Below are 17,195 nucleotides of genomic sequence, written 5' to 3'. Positions count from 1 at the left end.
ACACCATGCTCAGAGCCCTGGGGCTAATTGCCGGAACGGTCTGTGTACTGCTCGGTGCGCTCTGGATGCTTCAGGGTCTGGGTCTGGTAATGTGGCCAGCTGACAGTTTCATGCTGGCCAATCGCGAATGGGCATATAACGGGGCTGTCGCCATGGGCGTCGGCCTCGTTTTCATTTGGCTGACCTGGCGCAAACGATAAGCCGGATAGTCAGCATATATCAGCGCACAGAAGCAAATCCTCTCTTTAATGGACACGGCCCATGCGGGGTTTTGTCCAGTTGCACGATAATATCTCGATAAATTTTCAATCGATCTTAAAATTTTACGGCCTACACAGCCAGCTAGTTGTTATCAGTAACCTGACAGGGCGCGTGTGGGGATTGCCAAAACATGATTTTCCGGGGCCGAAAAAGGCCACAAATTTCTCTGACCGGACAGGCCGGGCTTGCAAGCTTGCCTGCACAATCTCGCCGTTCTTTCGTCACGCATATTATCATCCGGCTGGTGGCGATCAGTTTTCTCGGCACAGTCGCGATGGGCGGCCTGGCCTTCGCTTTCCTGTATCAGCAGGTCGAACAGCGCGAGCTGGAAAGTCTCAGCGACTATGTGGCAGAACGCGGCGGCGCCGAAAGCCAGCTCTTCCTTCATGCAGAACGCGATCTCGATCTTTTTCGGCAGGCGTTTTTACAGTCCTATACCGATCCCGAAGTTCTGACAGACACGCAATTCTCCCGGTATTTTGCTGCGCCGGGCGATGGCACTGTCAGACTGAAACGCGAATATTATACGGGCTATCGCGACGAAGACGGCATCATACATAACAGTATGACCGGCTTCGTTGCCCATGAAGCTTTGCCGCTCGATAGAGAACAACGCCGCCGTTTCGTGCTCAGCTACCGAATGCTCGACAAGCTAGCTCCGAGTTGGATGACAGATTTTTCCGATGTCCATATCAGTCTGCCTGAAGGCGCGCTGATTGCTTACTGGCCTGGAATGCCCTGGGGCCTGGAGGCCGACAGTGACATGACGCTGACCGACAGAGCCGTGGTCAAAACCACAAGCCTGGCAAACGATCCCTCCCGTAAACCGATCTGGGCGGGGATCTATTTCGATGAGGCGGCCAATGACTGGACTGCGACCTATATGCTACCGATCGATGCACCAGACGGGCGTCATCTCGCCACGGTGAATGCCGATATCGCTCTCGGTGCATTGTTACGCTGGATCACCCGCAAATCAGAGAATGGCGAATACAGTCTGATCCTGACCGATGATGGCAGCGTCATTGCCCATCCCGCTCTGATGGAAAAGCTGAAAGATGCTTCGGGTGAGGTGAATGTAAAGGATCTTGGTGACCCTGTTCTGCTCAATATCTACACCCGTCTGCGCCAGTCCGATATTCCTCGCAATGGCGAACCGCTCGTCCTGAACGATCCGGATATTGACGCTTATCTGGGTGTGACGGAGCTGACTGGCACAGGCTGGTGGCTAATAACCGTTCAGCCTCACACGATCATGATCGGCAATGTCTATCGCGCGACCTGGGTACTGTTCCTGCTGATCACCGCACTGGCAGCTATGCTGATTCTAGCCGTGGCGCTGGTCCTGCGCAAAAGCATTGCTCATCCGCTGAACGCATTGAAGGAAGCCTCCGAGCATATTGCGGATGGTAATTATGATGCCGTGGCGCAGGGCCATGTTCCCGTTCCCGAACAGCGTGATGATGAAATCGGCCTCTTGTCCCGCTCTTTCCGCAATATGGCGCAGCGGGTCGGGGACGCCAGTGACGAACTGGAAAAGGCTGTGGCGGATCGCACCCGTGAGCTGGAGCAGGCCAATCGCAAACTCAGCGATCTTAGCCTGAAAGATCCGCTGACCGATGCTTTCAACCGGCGTGCATTCGATCATGATCTCGCACTTGCGGCAGGAACGGGCAGTTCGACGGTTCTGGCCCTGTTCGATGTCGATCATTTCAAGCGGTATAACGACAATTACGGCCATACCGCTGGTGACAAGGCCTTGTGCCGGGTGGTTCATACTCTGAAAGATACGCTGCCCGATGCGCGGATCTATCGCTATGGCGGCGAAGAAATAGCCGCCCTGCTCGAACGGGAGACAGCGGAACAGGCGGAAGAAGCCCTGTTTACAGCAACACGCATCATTGCCGATTGCGCTATCCCCCATCGTGCCAGCCCCGCCGGCTGTATCACGATCAGCGGCGGGATGGTGCCGCTGGCCCTGTTTAAAGGCGATGCCAGAGCTGCGCTGCAAGCAGTGGATCACGCGCTTTACGAAGCCAAGCAGGCCGGGCGCAACCGGTTGTTCCGGGCGCGAATAGCCGATCCGGCCCGGCCGGGCGGCTTCCCAACCCCATAAGTCCCCGATTAATCCTTTTCTCAGCCTGTCAGAATGTTAGCCTTGGCACATTCAACGGGCGATCCGGGCAAAAAAGGGGCATCATGCAGCACAGACTATCACGAAAAGGCATCCTCTCCGTCCAGTTCTGGGCGCTGCTGCTCTGTCTGATCCTGCATAGCGGCCCGGCTCTCGCTCAGAACAGCCAAAGCCCCGCCGATATGGCCATTGCCACGCGCGAAGCCCCGCCCTTTGCCATGAAAGGCCCCGATGGCGAATGGCGCGGTCTCGCCATCGATCTGTGGCGCGACATTGCCGAGGATCGGGGTTATAGCTATCATTTCGTCGAAACCGACCTTTCCGGTATGGTCGAAGGTGTGGCTGATGGCACCTATGATGCCAGTGTCGGCGCGCTGACCATCACATCGGGCCGCGAACAGCAGGTCGATTTCACGCATCCCTTTTATGCGACCGGTTTCGGTATCGCATTGCGCAAAACGCCAACCGCCTGGTATTCGCTGTTCCAGAACTTCTTTACCCTGAACTTTCTCAAAGCCGTGCTGGCGCTCTGTGCTCTGCTCCTTTTCATGGGCCTGCTATTCTGGCTGGCTGAGCGGCGGGCGAATGAGGATGAATTCGATCACAGCCTGCGCGGGATCGGCTCGGGATTCTGGTTCTCTGCCGTAACCATGACCACGGTAGGCTATGGCGACAAGGCACCGCGCACCGTGCTGGGCAAGGTCATCGCGCTGATCTGGATGTTCGGTGCCATTATCATCATTTCGACTTTCACCGGCATGATTGCGTCTTCGCTGACAGCCGGCAGGCTGGAAGGGGCTGTCTCCGGCCCGGACGATCTCCCCAATGTCGCCGTCGGGTCGATTGCCGGCTCTGCAAGTGATGAATGGCTGACCGAGGAAGGGTATGGCTTTTCCGATTTCCCCGATGTGGAATCCGGTCTCGCCGCATTGCAGGACGGATCGATCGATGCTTTCGTCTATGACGATCCGCTGCTGCGCTATATGGTCCGCACGTCCTATAATCAGGATCTGCGCCTGCTGCCCGGCACATTCGGCCGACAGGATTACGGCATCGCCCTGCCCCAGGGCAGCTCTTTGCGCGAACCGATCGACCTTGCCCTGCTCCGCCATGTCGAAAGCAATGAATGGCGCAACGATATCAAGAGCACTCTCGGCAAGCGGGAATGAGCAAATGTGACGAAGACTTCGCGGCGGCCCGGTGAATTCCGCGATTGACATCGGGACCGTTTCGGCTCAGGGCGCATAGCAGGTGCCGGGCACCTGCCGCCTGCGATGAAAATCACGGTGAAGCCCGGAACAGACGAGATTCTCACCCTCGAAGAGCATTTCGCTGGTGGGCAATGCAGGCACCCAGCTTACAGAAATGCTTCGCATGAGGAATGTGCGATGTCGTCTGTGTTTTCCGAAAGAAATGATTTTTTGACCGCTCCCCTCGGGCGGCTGTTTCTGACCAATGCTGTGCCCATGGCCGTTGTCATGGGAATGAGCGGATTGCTCAACATTGTCGACGCTGTATTTCTCGGCCGTTTCGTCGGGCCTGAAGCGCTTGCCGCTGTCAGCCTGAGCTTTCCTGTCGTCATGGTGCTTATAGCTTTAGCTTCACTGATCGGCGGGGGCATGTCGAGCCTGTTTGCCCGTCATCTGGGAGCGAAAGACAAATTCTCCGCAGCCGCGATATTCACCGCTGCGCATGGCCTTGCACTCAGCATCGCGGGCATTTTCTTCATCGCTTTTCTGTTCCTCGGTCCGGCATGGCTCCGGATGCTGGCGGGCCGGAACAGCGATATTGCCCAGATGGCCTATGTCTATTTGCTCATTCTGATAGGCGGTTCACCGATACAATTTCTGATGAGCCTGCATGCCGATGCCGCGCGCAATGAAGGGCGTGCCGGTTTTATGGCAATCCTCTCCGTCTGTGTAACTTTCGCCAATATCGTTTTGAACTATATATTGATTGTCGGTTTCGGCTTAGGCGTTGCCGGCTCGGCATGGGGTACGGTGGCCGCTCAGATTCTGGGGTTACTGTTATTGCTCGAATTGCGTCGGCGAGATAACCGGCTTGTCCCCCTTTCCGCTTTGGGCGGGCATTCCCTGTGGAGAAACTGGCCATCCATTCTCGCGCTTGGCCTGCCGCTGAGCCTCAGTTTTATCGGAATGGCCCTTGTCTCGGCAGCGGTGATCGTCACGCTGAAGCTCGGCAGCCTGCCGGGCTATGCGGACAGCATCGCAGCCTATGGCATCGTCACACGGATATTCGGCTTCGCTTTCATGCCGCTGATGGCTCTGGCGCTGGCCACGCAAACAATTATCGGAACCAATACCGGGGCGGGTTTGCACTGTCGGGCCAATGCCGCCTTACGGCTCGCGATCGTGCTGGCCTTTGGATATTGTTTTATGCTGGAATCGGCTCTGTTTGCGGCCCATGCCCGGATTGGCTTCCTGTTCGTCGATGATCCGGATCTCGTAAAATCCATCGGAACGATCCTGCGGCCCATGCTTGTTTTTTATCTGTTTTCCGGCCCGATCCTCATAATGGCGCTCTATTTTCAGGCCATCGGTAATGCAGGGCGAACGGCGGCTCTGTTATTGCTCAAACCGTTTTTCTTTGCGCCGTTGTTCATCATCCTGTTTGCCGCTCTTCTTGGGACGCAATCCTTATGGTTCGCCTTCCCGGCAGCCGATCTTACGATCATGACTGTAGCTGTTTTCCTGTTTGTCCGGCCCAGGCTGAAGGAAGGCTCGAAAGGCGGAACCCGACGGCCGGTTGAAAGGGCTGCGATATGACCATCGAAACGATTGCAGAAGCGAAATATCGCGCGAAAAACCTGCGCGAAGCGATGGCCGTGAAAGGTCGGGCTCTGTCCCACAGTCAGGCACTGGAACTGGTGGCCCGTGAACAGGGTGCGCGCGACTGGAACACGCTGCGGGCCAGACTTGCCCAGGCACCGGAATTGTCCGACGCACCCGATATAGCATCTCTGCGTCCCGGCGATCGGGTGGAAGGCCGTTATATGGACCAGCCCTTCAGGGGTAAAATGGTGGATATAACAAGCGAGGGAGACGACTTCCGGGTATCTGTCCATCTCGATCACCCGGTGGATACTGTCAGCTTCGCCTCCTTCTCCAATCTGCGTCGCCGTATACGCGGCACTATCGGCAAGAATGGCTTGTCATCGGAGCGAAATTCAAAGGGTATTCCTCATATTATTATCGAGAAGATCAAGCAGTGAGCTATCCGCCCTGAAAACAGGTCTTCATCCGCATCGTGATTGCCTCACCCATAAGGAGGAAGCGAATGTTTAGTTCAACGCGTTGAGAAGCCTCAGACGTTCGAAATCTTTCGGCCGTGCGAAAATTGCAAAAAGCATTTTCAGCTCGTCGAGTTCCGGGACGATAATATCCGTCCCCTCCAGGCAGAAGAGACGATGTGTCTGAAGCTTGACGGGCCGCCATTGCCCACCATCGCTTAGGTGGAGCCCGGCCATAAATTCCAGATCGAGCGATGCACCGCCCCAGCGAGCAAAAATCTCCGACCAAAACCGGCTATTCGCCTTGCCGGAGGCAGGCCGGATACCGAGACCAGGCAGAATTTTACGAGCATCCGAAGGGCTCAGCAAAATATCTATATCCGAAGCATGAATGGAGCTGGCGCCGTGCAAAGCCGCCGCAGCGCTTCCGATGATCCACCAGCGCTCCTGCGCTTTCCGCATCAGCCTGCCGGCAGCTATAAGACTATCAGACAGGTCCGAAGGTAAACGCATGGTCAGCTTCGATATTATTCTCTCGCGGGCAAATCCAGTGTGAAACGAGCGCCTTGTCCCTTTTCGCTTTCGACCTGCAAATCGCCCGACATGGCGCGGGCAAGACGGCGCGAAATATAAAGGCCAAGCCCCGAACCGCCATCGTTCTTCCGGCCCAGACGCTCGAATTTGCGGAACAGGCGGTTCTGTTCCTCCACAGACAGGCCCTCGCCCTCATCTTCCACCGTAATCCTGGCACGATCACCGTGCCGGGCAAGAATAATCCGGATTTCGGACCCTTGCGGCGCATAGCGAATAGCGTTGCCGATCAGATTGAGCAGGATCTGTAAAACCCGCCGGAACTCGCCGATAGCCGGCATTTTCTCTCCATCGGCGGGAAGCCTCAGCCGCATATCGCGTTCCAGCGCGCGCATATTGAGAATACCGCAGGCCTGATGTGCCACCTGCGCCAGATCGATCCGATCGGGCGACGTCGTAAAGTGATCGGATTCCACCACTTCCAGATCCGCCAGATCGTCCAGCAACCCCAGCAAATGTTCGCCCGCTGCGGCGATATCGGCGGCATAGCTGGCATATTCCTCCGCCAGCGGCCCGGCCATCTGCGTGCGGATCGTTTCGGCATTGGCGATGATGCGCGAAATAGGCTGGCGCAGGACCGGGGCGATTTCCTGTCCGATCACCGCTTCCGTCGCGAGACGATTATCCGGCAAAAAGCTCTCAGGCGGAGGAGGCGTCTCTTCCGGTTCCTCCTCATCCGGCATGGCAGGCAGAATATGCAGTGCGAAACCGCGGCTTTCTCCCGCATTACCCCGCCGCCCCGGTTCCAGTGGAATAAGCGACACGACCCAGCTCCGGTCGCTGCCATCGATATCGATCGCCATTCCGTCCAGTGCCTGAAGATCAGACAGCTGCCCGCCGGCCTCCTCAGGCATTTCAATCAGATCGCTTAGCGGCTGGCCGATCGTTCCCTGCATCTGCCGGGCGAATTCCTCCAGCGCCGGATCATGCGCTTCGGCGGAAAGAATGGTCCGGTCCGATGCAATACGCGCTGTCAGTGCTGCAAGCTGGCGCTCAATATCGGACCGATAGGGATTGGTTTCCGGATCGGGGCGGTTCTCCCTGCCCTCCTCATTCCATTCAATAACGGCAATCTCGCAACCCTCTTCTGCCGGCATCACTTCGATCCAGGCCGATATCGCGCCATGCTCCCCTTCCGCAGCAAGAGGGCGGGACAGTTTCAGCCCGAGCTGACGCGCCTTACGGACCAGTTCGAGCAATGCCGGAATGGCAATCAGCCCCGGAATTTCACCTCCGCAGGCTCGTTGCAGCCCAGCCAGCGGCTCATCGGCCTCGATCAGCCGGTCATGCCCGTCGCTTGCGGCTCTGGCGATGCTTTCGGGAGCCCGGATCATCGCTCAGCCACTCGTGCCGAAAGGCGAAGCGGCCAGCAATTCCCGCGCAGCATCAGAGGAAATATCGGCAAAAGCAGGTGGCATCGTCCAGTCAGGATGGAGCAGTGCAAATTGCCGCTCCATCACTTTACGTCGAAAACCGGCGGCACGCATCGACAAAGCGAGGCGCGCAGCCTGATTTTCGCTGAAGGAATAAAGCATGAGATGCCGGTCCTGTCCCGACGCTGCCGCAAGGGCGGTGGCAAAAATCGCTACACCGGCATGATCGATAGATAACGCCTCTTCAAGCCTCGGTCCGAGCATCACCAGCAAGCGAGCGATCTGATTGAGCCGAATGCGGCGTTCATCATAGGCTTTTCGCCGGTTCTGGCCCTCTTCCAGCGCTTTCTGCGCCCGTTCGGTTCCGCTCTGCGCCCGTTCAAAAAGAGTCAAAACCCGGTCAAAAAGCTCCGCCGGAAGCTCTTCCACAGGCAATTCCATGCGCATGGCCTGTTGCGATGCACGGGCCTGCGCCGCCAGCACACTCATCGCCATTTCAGCCAGTTCGGGACGCCCTGATCCGACCAGTTCCTGCAGCAGAGGGGATAAGGCCACGTCCAGTCCCACATTACTTTCCAGATAATCCGCCAACTGCCATTCGATAGCCAGACCATGAACATGCGTCAGCAAATCGCTGTCCTGCCAGAGACATTCGGCAAGTTCATCCTTTTCCTGAGAAAAGGATTTTATACGACTGTTATTATTGTTAAAAAATTCACTTCTATTAAATAGCTGATGCGCTATATCCGCCAGCATTCCACGGCTTTGGGCAACCACCCTCTCACTGAATGCGGCACTATCCTCATAAAGCAAAAGATGCTTTAGAACCGGCGCAAATCCGGCAATCGCAGCATCGCACTGCGCCAGCTCTTCGCGCAGTTCGTGTTTCACCGGATTGTCCATAATCTCATTCATTCACGCCTCATTGCAGCGAGCCGCTGTAAGTCTCAGAGGTTAAAACCCCCTTATCTTTTTGTTTCCCAGGCTCGCCAGAGACAGAATAACAGCAATATCAAAGCGAGCAGCATGATGACTGCTCCAGTTTGGCTCCAAAAGCTCGCAATCGCCAAAAGGCCAGCCAGGACGGCACGGTCCGTGACGATGTCGATCCAAACTGTCCGCCGTGCCGGCTGAACAGCGAGAAAAGCCAGCCCCATCAGCATGACAGGCGGGAAAAGCCGTCCGGCCCAATCATCCTGAATAGCAAGGGCCGAAACCCAGATCAGCGCCAGATCGATGCCGAAATAAAGCGAGGACTCAAGCAGGTTTCCAGGTTCAACTATATTGAAACCATCCTTTTGGATGACCTTAATGCCCTGATGCATAGAGATCAGAAAGCCGGGAACAATCAGTATGATAAATGCCAGTGCTGACAAACCGAACCATGCGCAGACAAGCGCCAGAGCGAGCGCAAAAACAATCGCTCCGGCAAAAATCCGAAGACTGTCTTTTCGTTCCGCCAGACTTGTACCCCAGCGCCGTAAAATCCAGCTCACCGCATGGCCGGTCGGTGCGAAATTCCGTGAATCCGGCACGGAACGGCTGAGCCACAAGGGTTCGAGCGCTTCAAGATCGATACGCTTCTGCAGCATAAGCCACCGGCCATCGGCCACAAGGTCATCGGAAATGGAGCGTTCGCGAATCCCGGCTTGCAGTCCAATCCGCAACAAGGCCGGCTGCGGATCGACATCCTCCGGCAATTCAGCGAGACGTTCCAGCAAGCTGCCGGGCAACATCATGGCGCCCGCCCACGCCTTTTCTCCATCTATCCGTTCGAAACCCGCTGGCACGCCCTTTTCAGCATTCAGCGTCAGAATGCCTGTCCCCTCTTCGAGCAAATCAAACGGTTCAAGAGCTTCGGGCAAAAGGCCATCGGCCAGAGCCAGCACTGAATCCTCTGCATGCGCAGCGCCGATACAAGCCCGTGCGCTGGCCACGACACGAAAGCGGGCACCGCGTTTTTCAGCCGTTTTCTGCAAGATATGCAGGCTAACATCCTGCTCCGGCGCCAGACACAAAATGCGTTCGCATCCCAGCGCCAGAGCGAATTCCAGTTGACGCAACGCAACGCTGCGCCCTGCAAGCGACAGGCTTCCCCGTAACGCCGACGGATCGTCATCCGTATGATGCAGCAGGGATATCAGCGCGATCCGCAAGCAAAGGCTCCTGTTTGTAATGGCATGGTCACTAGGCCACAGCATTGGTGATTCCAAGCCGTCGACAAGGCTATTCCGCACAAAACAAGGTTAATTCCCTATTCGTAGTGATGCGGGCTGTATCATTGCAGCGGATAAGGCGAACTTTCCGGCCTTTAAACAGTGGAATGGCTCCACAGGTGGGGTTCCTCATTTGCCAGCCTGTGATAATCTCATTTCATGGCAAGCAGAAAGAATCTCGTCTCAATCGGTTCGCATGAGCCCAATGCTTCTCCTTCTCCCGAAAATGAAGGATTGGACACCCCAACCTATTCCACCGGGAATACACCCGATGCAAATGACAGTGATGATCTGATAATGCAGGACGAATGGAGTGAGGATCCGACTCTGCAAGATGAAGAAGTGAGCGGAGCTGGGAGCGGCGCAAAGGGATGGTTACTCCCTGTTTTGGCCAGCGCAGCCATTCTGATCTGGACGGCATTTTTTATCTATGCCCATCGTACCACCATGCTGAACGGCGCCTCCGTGCAGGACTGGTCAGACTGGATCACCGCATGGTCGGTTCCGGTTCTGCTGGTGGTAGCGCTCTGGTTGCTTGCCATGCGCAATAGCCGCCGTGAAACAGCACGTTTCCGCGATGCCGCACTCAGTCTGTCGCAGGAATCCGCCCGTCTTGAAGAACGCCTGTCGACCGTCAATCGCGAATTGAGCCTTGCCCGCGATTTTATCGCCGCCCAGTCGCGCGACCTCGACTCACTGGGCCGCGTCGCGACTGACCGGATTTCAGGCCATGCAGACCGCCTGCAGGAACTGATCCGCGACAATGGCAATCAGGTGGAAGCCATTAGCAGAGTCAGCAATACAGCTCTTGGCAATATGGAAAAGCTGCGTGGCGATTTGCCCGTTATTGCCAATTCAGCGCGCGATGTGGCCAATCAGATCGGTCAGGCCGGCAACACTGCACAAGACCAGCTGAATACGCTGATTTCCGGTTTCGAACAGCTCAACGCGCTCGGCGACACCAATCGGCAGCAGGTCGAATCCGTTCGTGAAGAAGTCAATGCAACACTGGCGGGTTTCGAAGCGCAGGCCAGTCAGTTGGAAGTACAGACACGGGCCCGCTTTACCGCCTTGCAGGAAACCAGTCAGGATTTCCGGTCCGAGCTGGACAGGCGCGAAATACAGGCTCTGGCTGTCATTCGCCGTCGGGCAGAAGCGCTGGGAGAAGAGATCGCCGCCAAGCGCGCCGAACTCGCCCGGCATGAGGAAGATGCTCTGGCCGCTCTGCGCGAGCGGGGCGTTGCTCTCAATGAAGAAGGTGCCCGGATTGCGCGCGATATCCGTAATGGGCAGGATGAAGCTCTGGCCCGCTGGAAAGAGGAAATTGGTGCCGTCGAAGAGCGTATGCAGGATGCCTTCCGGCAGATCTCGGAAACGGACCGGCGCGCTGTGGAAAGCGCACAGAAACGCCTCTTGTCGCTCAATGAGCAAACAGCGGACTTCGATACGCGGCTTACCGAAAGACTGGACCGCTTCGATGCGGAAGCAGCACGGCGAGCCAGTCTGGCTCAACAGCATGAAGCCGAGGCGCTTGCAGCGCTGGATGCGCGCCTGACGACATTCGACGCGCAGCTTATCGCGCGACAGGAAGAGCAGGTTGAATATGTCAACCGCCTGGTCGAACGCGGTGACGCCTTGTCCGATCGTGTCGCCTCTCTGAACAGCCAGATGCAGGCTATCGTCGCTCAGGGAGACGAAACAGGTCACCTTCTGGCAGAAACCGTTTCCGCACTGCGTGACCGCGTCACAGAAAGCCGCGACACGCTCGAGAATACAGGAACTCTGGTTCAGTCGATCACCAATGATGGCATTCGCCTGCTCGAAATTATTCGTTCAAGCGCCGATCATGGGCGGACAGACCTGCCTGAAGCGGTCACCGCTGCCGAAGCACAGTTGGCTCAGTTCGAAGAGCGCATCGAAAGCATTGCTGCCCGGCTCGGCGATGCAGGCCGGAAAGGGGCTGAAATCAGTCACCAGGTCGAAAGCGCCCGTCAGGAAGGTGCAGCTGCCCTGCAACAGCTTGACGAATTGCATGACCGGCTGGCGGAAAAGGGCTCCGCACACAGCACGCATATCGCCGCACTGCGCGAAGAACTCGGCGCGGCCAACGCCGAAAGCACAGAACTGGCCGAACGCGCGCAAACAGAGTTGCAACAGGCTATCAATGCGATGCAGGATGCTGCGCGTCAGGCCATTACCAATCTCGAAGGAGAAAATGCCGAAGCCATTCGGGCCATTGCCGCCCGGATTGCGCAAGAAAGCGGCGATGCCATCACCGAAGCCTTGCGCGAACATACAGAGAAGGCCGTCGGCCAGCTTGAAGACAGCGCTTCGCGTGCCAGCACAGCCAGCCAGGAAGCCGCAGCTCAGCTTGCCAATGAGTTGCGCCGGGTCGATGAACTGGCCGGCAATCTCGAAAGCCGCGTCGCTTATGCGCGCGAACAGGCCGAAGAACAGCTCGACAACGATTTTTCACGTCGCATGGCGCTGATTATCGAATCCCTCAACTCAAGCGCTATCGATATTGGCAAGGTCTTCTCCAATGAAGTGACCGATACCGCCTGGGCCAGTTATCTGCGCGGAGATCGCGGCATCTTCACGCGCCGTGCCGTTCGTCTGCTCGATAATTCCGAAGCGCGACAGATCATCGAAATCTATGAGGAGGACCCGCATTTTCGGGAAACGGTCAGTCGGTATATTCACGATTTCGAAGCCATGCTGCGCGATATTCTCTCGACGCGTGACGGGAACGCGCTGGGCGTGACTCTGCTTTCCTCCGATATGGGCCGCCTCTATGTCGCACTCGCTCAGGCTATTGATCGTTTGCGGAGCTGAAATTTCCGGTGCTTTGAATGTTACCTGCTTTCTGTGAACGGCTTGGCCTGACTATTCCGCTTATTCAGGCTCCGATGGCCGGAATTACGACACCGGAACTGGCCGCCGCTGTCTCCAATGCCGGAGCGCTTGGTTCTCTGGGCCTTGGCGCTGCCAATGCGAGCAAAGCCGGAGAGATGATGTCTCAGCTTCGCTCGGCCACGGAGAAGCCATTCAACGTCAATCTGTTCGCTCACCAGCCTGCGCAGGAAAACCGTGCGAAGGAAGCGGACTGGATTACGTCCCTGCACCCCTATTTCGCAGAGTTCGACACACAACCGCCGGAAAAGCTTCATGAAATCTATCGCACCTTCGATCAAGATCCTGAAATGCTGGCGCTGTTGCTCGATATGCGTCCCGCTGTGGTTAGCTTCCATTTCGGGCTGCCCTCCAACGATGCTGTGCAGGCACTGAAGGCGAATGGCTCGATCCTTCTGGCATCAGCGACCAGTCTTGAAGAAGCGCAAGCCATAGAACAGGCCGGGCTGGACGCCATTATTGCTCAGGGGATCGAAGCGGGCGGTCATCGGGGAATATTCGATCCCGACCAGCCCGATGAACGGCTCGGGACATTCGCCCTGACACGTTTGCTCGTACAAAAATCCACCCTCCCCGTCATCGCTGCCGGTGGAATTATGGATGGAGCCGGGATAGTTGCAGCTTTGAAACTGGGTGCTGTAGCCGCACAAATGGGCACGGCTTTTATAGGCTGCCCCGAATCCGCCGCCGATGAAGCCTATCGTCATGCACTCACCGGCCCTGCTGCCGAACATACACGCCTGACTCGGGTTATTTCCGGGCGCCCGGCACGCTGTATCGCCAATCGCTTTACCGCCTTGGAAGACGAGATTTCGGTCGCCAGCATCCCGGACTACCCGATAGCCTACGATGCAGGCAAAGCCCTTCACATGGCCGCCAAAGCCGAGGGGGATTACAGCTTTGCAGCGAGCTGGGCCGGACAGGGCGCGCCCTTGAGCCGCATCATGCCCGTTGCCCGGCTGGTTGAAACATTGTGCCAGGAACTAGCGCAAAGCCTCTGAGATCTAACGATTTCCAGACCATGCTTCGGGTGGGTCATAGAGGTTGAGATCGTTCAGCCCGACCCAGCCATAGTGGTAATTCGCCACGAACACTCCGCATATGACGGCAGCGAGAATACTCGCCCGGATAACCACACGCCAGGGGCGGAAGTTGGCCGGAGCGCTCTCGGCTTGCCCCGGAACTTTATCCAGCCCCTGCTCCTCATGCGTGCGAATGCCGAAAGGCAGCATGATGAAACCGCACATGATCCAGACAAGAGCATAAATCGCCAGGATCGATGTCCACTGCATCGCTTCAGCCTCCGGCCAGTATCACCCGCGTCTGCGGTTTCTTGCCTGACCAGCGCTGTGCCGCGCGCCGTGCCGCAAGCCGTGCCGTTTCCATAACGGCTTCACGGTCGTGCCGCGCACCGCCCTTCAGTTTGGCGATGGCCTTTCCTACATCCTCTTCCGCTTCACTCACGAAAGCATCATAATCTTCATCGAGTGGAACGCCAAATCCCTGAATTTGCGGGCTGAGAGTGCCATCAAGAACCACGATCAGCATCCCGTCACGCGCCATGCGCCGCCGCATACTGATGGCTTCACCGTCAGCCGGAATAATGACATCGCCATCCAGTACCAGACGCCCGGTCTCGATCTCACCTATCTTGCCCGGTGTTCCGGGGGCAAGGCGAACAATATCGCCATTCTTCTGAAACACAGCATGCGGTATGCCATTGGCAAGCCCTACCCGCGCCTGTTCCTGCATATGCCGGATTTCGCCGTGAACGGGCACAAGAATTTCCGGCTTCAGCCAGCTATAAAGCGCTTCAAGTTCCGGTCGTCCCGGATGGCCCGAAACGTGAATTGCACTCTGCCGGTCGGTAATCATGGTGATACCACGTTCCGCCAGACGGTTCTGCACTCGCCCGATCGACAATTCGTTCCCGGGAATCTGACGGCTGGAAAACAGCACCACATCGCCTTTATCGAGACCGATCGGGTGATTATCCTCGGCAATCCGGGCAAGAGCCGCACGCGGCTCACCCTGCCCACCTGTCGCAACAATCAGAATTTCACCGCGCGGCAGGGACATCGCCGTGTCGAAATCCACCGTGGGCGGAAATTCCCGCAAATAGCCATTTGCCTTTGCCACCTCGATGATCCGGTCCAGCGAGCGACCCGCAACACACAGTTTGCGATTGGTTTCCTGCGCAATATAACCGAGCGTCTGAAGACGGGCGACATTGGAAGCGAAAGTCGTCACCAGCACGCGCTTGCCCGTATGGCGCTGCACTTCCTCCAGCAATCCACGATAGACCGCACCCTCCGAGCCGGAGGGCACCGGATTGAAAACATTGGTGGAATCGCAAACGAGCGCCAATACACCTTCATCGCCGATCGCAGTCAGTTCTTCTTCGGTCGCCGGCTCACCGATCAGCGGTTCCTCGTCGAGCTTCCAGTCGCCAGTGTGGAAAATGCGTCCCTGCGGTGTGTCGATCAACAGCGCGTTGCCTTCGGCAATGGAATGCGCAAGCGGCACATAGGATATGCCGAAAGGCCCCAGCTCGATACGGCCATGATCGTCATCGACCACATGCAGCTCGACCTCATCAGCAATGCCGGCTTCCTGCAATTTTCGTCGGATCAGTTCGGCAGTAAAAGGGGTGGCGTAGAGAGGTACGCCGAAATCGGCGGCAAAATAGGGAATGGCGCCAATGTGATCTTCATGCGCATGCGTCAGCACAATGCCCAGAAGATCATCGAGCCGGTCCTCAATAAAGTCCGGATCGGCAAAAACCAGATCGACACCGGGATATTCATTGCCGCTGAAGGTCATACCCAGATCGACCATCAGCCATTTGCCCTGACAGCCATAAAGATTGACATTCATGCCGATCTCGCCGGAGCCGCCAAGTGCGAGGAAAAGAACCTCATCTTCGGGTGCGTAATTCTTTTTCACCGGGCATTCGTCCGTTCAGCGAGAAGGGCAAGGCCCTCAAGGGTCAGATCAGCATCCACAGCGTCAAAAATCTCCGTTTTCTGGTCGAACAGGATGGCCAGGCCACCTGTCGCAACAACTTTGGCCGGGCGGCCGATTTCCGCGCGCAACCGGGCAATCAGCCCCTCCATCATCGCGACATAGCCCCAGAACAGACCGATCATCATCTGGTCTTCGGTGTTCCGGCCCACTACCGAGCTGGTATGCGGCGCATCGATCGCCACGCGGGGTAATTTGGCCGTCTGGCTCACCAATGCTTCAAGCGACAGATTGATACCGGGAGCGATAATGCCCCCTTTATAGGCACCGCGGAAATCCACCACATCGAAAGTCGTCGCTGTGCCGAAATCCACCACGATCAGATCGCCATCATGCTTGGCATGAGCGGCCAGCGCGTTGAGCGCCCGGTCCGCTCCTAACGAGCGCGGCTGATCCACATCAATCGGGAAATCCCATTCGGCCACGCCCTCCCCGGCAAAAATGGGTGTTACACCAAAATATTTCTGGCCCAGCACTTCGAGGTTATGTCTTGCCCGGGGAACCACTGTGGACACGATCATCTGTGTGATGACCGCTGGTTCGATTTTCTCGATCTGCATGAGCTGGATCAACCAGACCGCATATTCGTCACCGGTACGGCGGGGATCGGTCGCTATGCGCCAGCGTGTACGGATCTCGCCATCTTCGAACAAAGCGAAAACGACATTGGTATTGCCCATATCCACGGCCAGAAGCATGGCTCAATTCCTTCCCAGCATTACATCACCGGCATGCAGCCTATGCGTTTTGCCCTGATTATCCTCCAGCAGCAGCGCCCCGTCATCGCCCAGTCCGGCAAAGCGCCCGCTGATCCGGGAACTATCCGTAGCATGGACGGATAAGGGAGTGCCAACAGGATGCGCCACGGCAAGCCAGCGCTCCAGCACCGGGCTCAAACCCTGCTGACGCCACAAACGGAGTTCTTTGCTGAAAGACTCCGCCAGACGACTGGCGAAAAGATCGCGGTCGGGCGCTACGCCTCTTCCGGCAACACTACGCACGTCCCTATCGGCTATGGCAGGGGCGGCTGCGAGATTCACACCGACACCGATAACCAGCCCGCTGCCGGGACCCGATCCCTTGCTTTCCAACAGGATTCCGGCCAGCTTTGCACCATCGAGCAGAACATCGTTGGGCCATTTGAGACGCAGACAATCGGGCCGTTCGAGCATCGGCACCAGCGCTTCATACAAAGCCAGTGCAGTCACGAAGGACAATCCGGCCGGAACAGGGTCACTCGCTTGCGGAAAGACGACAGTAGAGCCGTAAAAATTACCGGCTTCGCTAAGCCAGCTCCGTCCCTGACGTCCGCGCCCCGCAGTTTGCCGGTTCGCTACCAGCCAGTCGCCTTCAGCGACCTTCTCTCCCGACATGAGGCGAGAGAGAAGGTCAGCGTTGGTAGACCCCGTCTCGGCGACGAACTCGATCAAACC

The 17,195-nt window shown here is 57.2% G+C and carries 15 protein-coding genes; 7 read left to right on the top strand and 8 right to left on the bottom strand.

From position 1 onward, the window contains the following. Nucleotides 1-5: 5 nt before the first annotated feature. The 5 genes from D6851_RS02080 (at nucleotide 6) to D6851_RS02060 (ending at nucleotide 5,627) form a co-directional block, all read left to right on the top strand. Nucleotides 6-200, top strand: a complete 195-nt coding sequence (locus D6851_RS02080) for a hypothetical protein (RefSeq protein ID WP_120323192.1) — start codon at nucleotides 6-8, stop codon at nucleotides 198-200. A gap of 254 nt (nucleotides 201-454) precedes the next feature. After that, a complete protein-coding gene (locus D6851_RS02075) occupies nucleotides 455-2,377 on the top strand; it encodes a diguanylate cyclase domain-containing protein (protein ID WP_183029945.1) in 1,923 nt (640 codons plus the stop codon). Between the two features lie 83 nt (nucleotides 2,378-2,460). Continuing rightward, nucleotides 2,461-3,564, top strand: coding sequence for a transporter substrate-binding domain-containing protein (locus D6851_RS02070; protein WP_120323190.1), 1,104 nt, complete (start codon nucleotides 2,461-2,463; stop codon nucleotides 3,562-3,564). 252 nt (nucleotides 3,565-3,816) lie between these two features. Beyond that, entirely contained in the window at nucleotides 3,817-5,181 is a 1,365-nt protein-coding gene (locus D6851_RS02065) for an MATE family efflux transporter (protein WP_210210306.1), read from the top strand. Continuing rightward, nucleotides 5,178-5,627 carry a glyoxalase superfamily protein gene (locus tag D6851_RS02060; RefSeq protein ID WP_120323189.1) on the top strand — a complete coding sequence of 150 codons (450 nt, stop codon included), beginning with the start codon at nucleotides 5,178-5,180 and terminating at the stop codon, nucleotides 5,625-5,627. The genes D6851_RS02065 and D6851_RS02060 overlap by 4 nt, the downstream gene beginning before the upstream one ends. Before the next feature lie 69 nt (nucleotides 5,628-5,696). Here the strand turns inward: D6851_RS02060 and D6851_RS02055 are convergent, their stop codons facing one another. Genes D6851_RS02055 through D6851_RS02040 form a run of 4 tightly spaced genes read right to left on the bottom strand, consistent with a single transcriptional unit; the run spans nucleotide 5,697 to nucleotide 9,765 of the window. Next, nucleotides 5,697-6,158, bottom strand: coding sequence for a hypothetical protein (locus D6851_RS02055; protein WP_147395405.1), 462 nt, complete (start codon nucleotides 6,156-6,158; stop codon nucleotides 5,697-5,699). A 14-nt stretch (nucleotides 6,159-6,172) separates the two neighbouring features. Continuing rightward, nucleotides 6,173-7,570: a sensor histidine kinase gene (locus D6851_RS02050; protein ID WP_120323187.1), complete on the bottom strand. Its 1,398-nt coding sequence runs from the start codon at nucleotides 7,568-7,570 to the stop codon at nucleotides 6,173-6,175. A gap of 3 nt (nucleotides 7,571-7,573) precedes the next feature. Beyond that, nucleotides 7,574-8,524, bottom strand: a complete 951-nt coding sequence (locus D6851_RS02045; RefSeq protein ID WP_120323186.1) for a hypothetical protein — start codon at nucleotides 8,522-8,524, stop codon at nucleotides 7,574-7,576. Between the two features lie 50 nt (nucleotides 8,525-8,574). Further along, a complete protein-coding gene (locus tag D6851_RS02040) occupies nucleotides 8,575-9,765 on the bottom strand; it encodes a hypothetical protein (protein WP_120323185.1) in 1,191 nt (396 codons plus the stop codon). A 219-nt stretch (nucleotides 9,766-9,984) separates the two neighbouring features. Between D6851_RS02040 and D6851_RS02035 the strand changes: the two genes are divergently transcribed. Next, on the top strand, nucleotides 9,985-12,660 hold the full coding sequence (locus tag D6851_RS02035) for a coiled-coil domain-containing protein (RefSeq protein ID WP_120323184.1): 2,676 nt from the start codon (nucleotides 9,985-9,987) through the stop codon (nucleotides 12,658-12,660). 17 nt (nucleotides 12,661-12,677) lie between these two features. Next, nucleotides 12,678-13,739 carry an NAD(P)H-dependent flavin oxidoreductase gene (locus D6851_RS02030; protein ID WP_120323183.1) on the top strand — a complete coding sequence of 354 codons (1,062 nt, stop codon included), beginning with the start codon at nucleotides 12,678-12,680 and terminating at the stop codon, nucleotides 13,737-13,739. A gap of 3 nt (nucleotides 13,740-13,742) precedes the next feature. Here D6851_RS02030 and D6851_RS02025 read toward each other — a convergent pair whose 3' ends face one another. From D6851_RS02025 to D6851_RS02010, 4 genes are read right to left on the bottom strand one after another with little or no spacing between them, the layout of a single operon-like run. After that, nucleotides 13,743-14,030: a DUF1467 family protein gene (locus D6851_RS02025; protein ID WP_120323182.1), complete on the bottom strand. Its 288-nt coding sequence runs from the start codon at nucleotides 14,028-14,030 to the stop codon at nucleotides 13,743-13,745. A gap of 4 nt (nucleotides 14,031-14,034) precedes the next feature. After that, nucleotides 14,035-15,684 (bottom strand): ribonuclease J, encoded by a 1,650-nt coding sequence (locus tag D6851_RS02020; RefSeq protein ID WP_238473893.1) that lies wholly within the window; start codon nucleotides 15,682-15,684, stop codon nucleotides 14,035-14,037. Continuing rightward, nucleotides 15,681-16,460, bottom strand: a complete 780-nt coding sequence (locus D6851_RS02015) for a type III pantothenate kinase (RefSeq protein ID WP_120323181.1) — start codon at nucleotides 16,458-16,460, stop codon at nucleotides 15,681-15,683. The genes D6851_RS02020 and D6851_RS02015 overlap by 4 nt, the downstream gene beginning before the upstream one ends. Nucleotides 16,461-16,463: 3 nt before the next feature. Further along, nucleotides 16,464-17,192, bottom strand: a complete 729-nt coding sequence (locus D6851_RS02010) for a biotin--[acetyl-CoA-carboxylase] ligase (protein WP_120323180.1) — start codon at nucleotides 17,190-17,192, stop codon at nucleotides 16,464-16,466. Nucleotides 17,193-17,195 lie beyond the last annotated feature (3 nt).

The organism is Altericroceibacterium spongiae (assembly GCF_003610805.1).
Taxonomy (GTDB): Bacteria; Pseudomonadota; Alphaproteobacteria; order Sphingomonadales; family Sphingomonadaceae; genus Altericroceibacterium; species Altericroceibacterium spongiae.
This window is presented reverse-complemented; position numbering and strand designations above follow the sequence as displayed.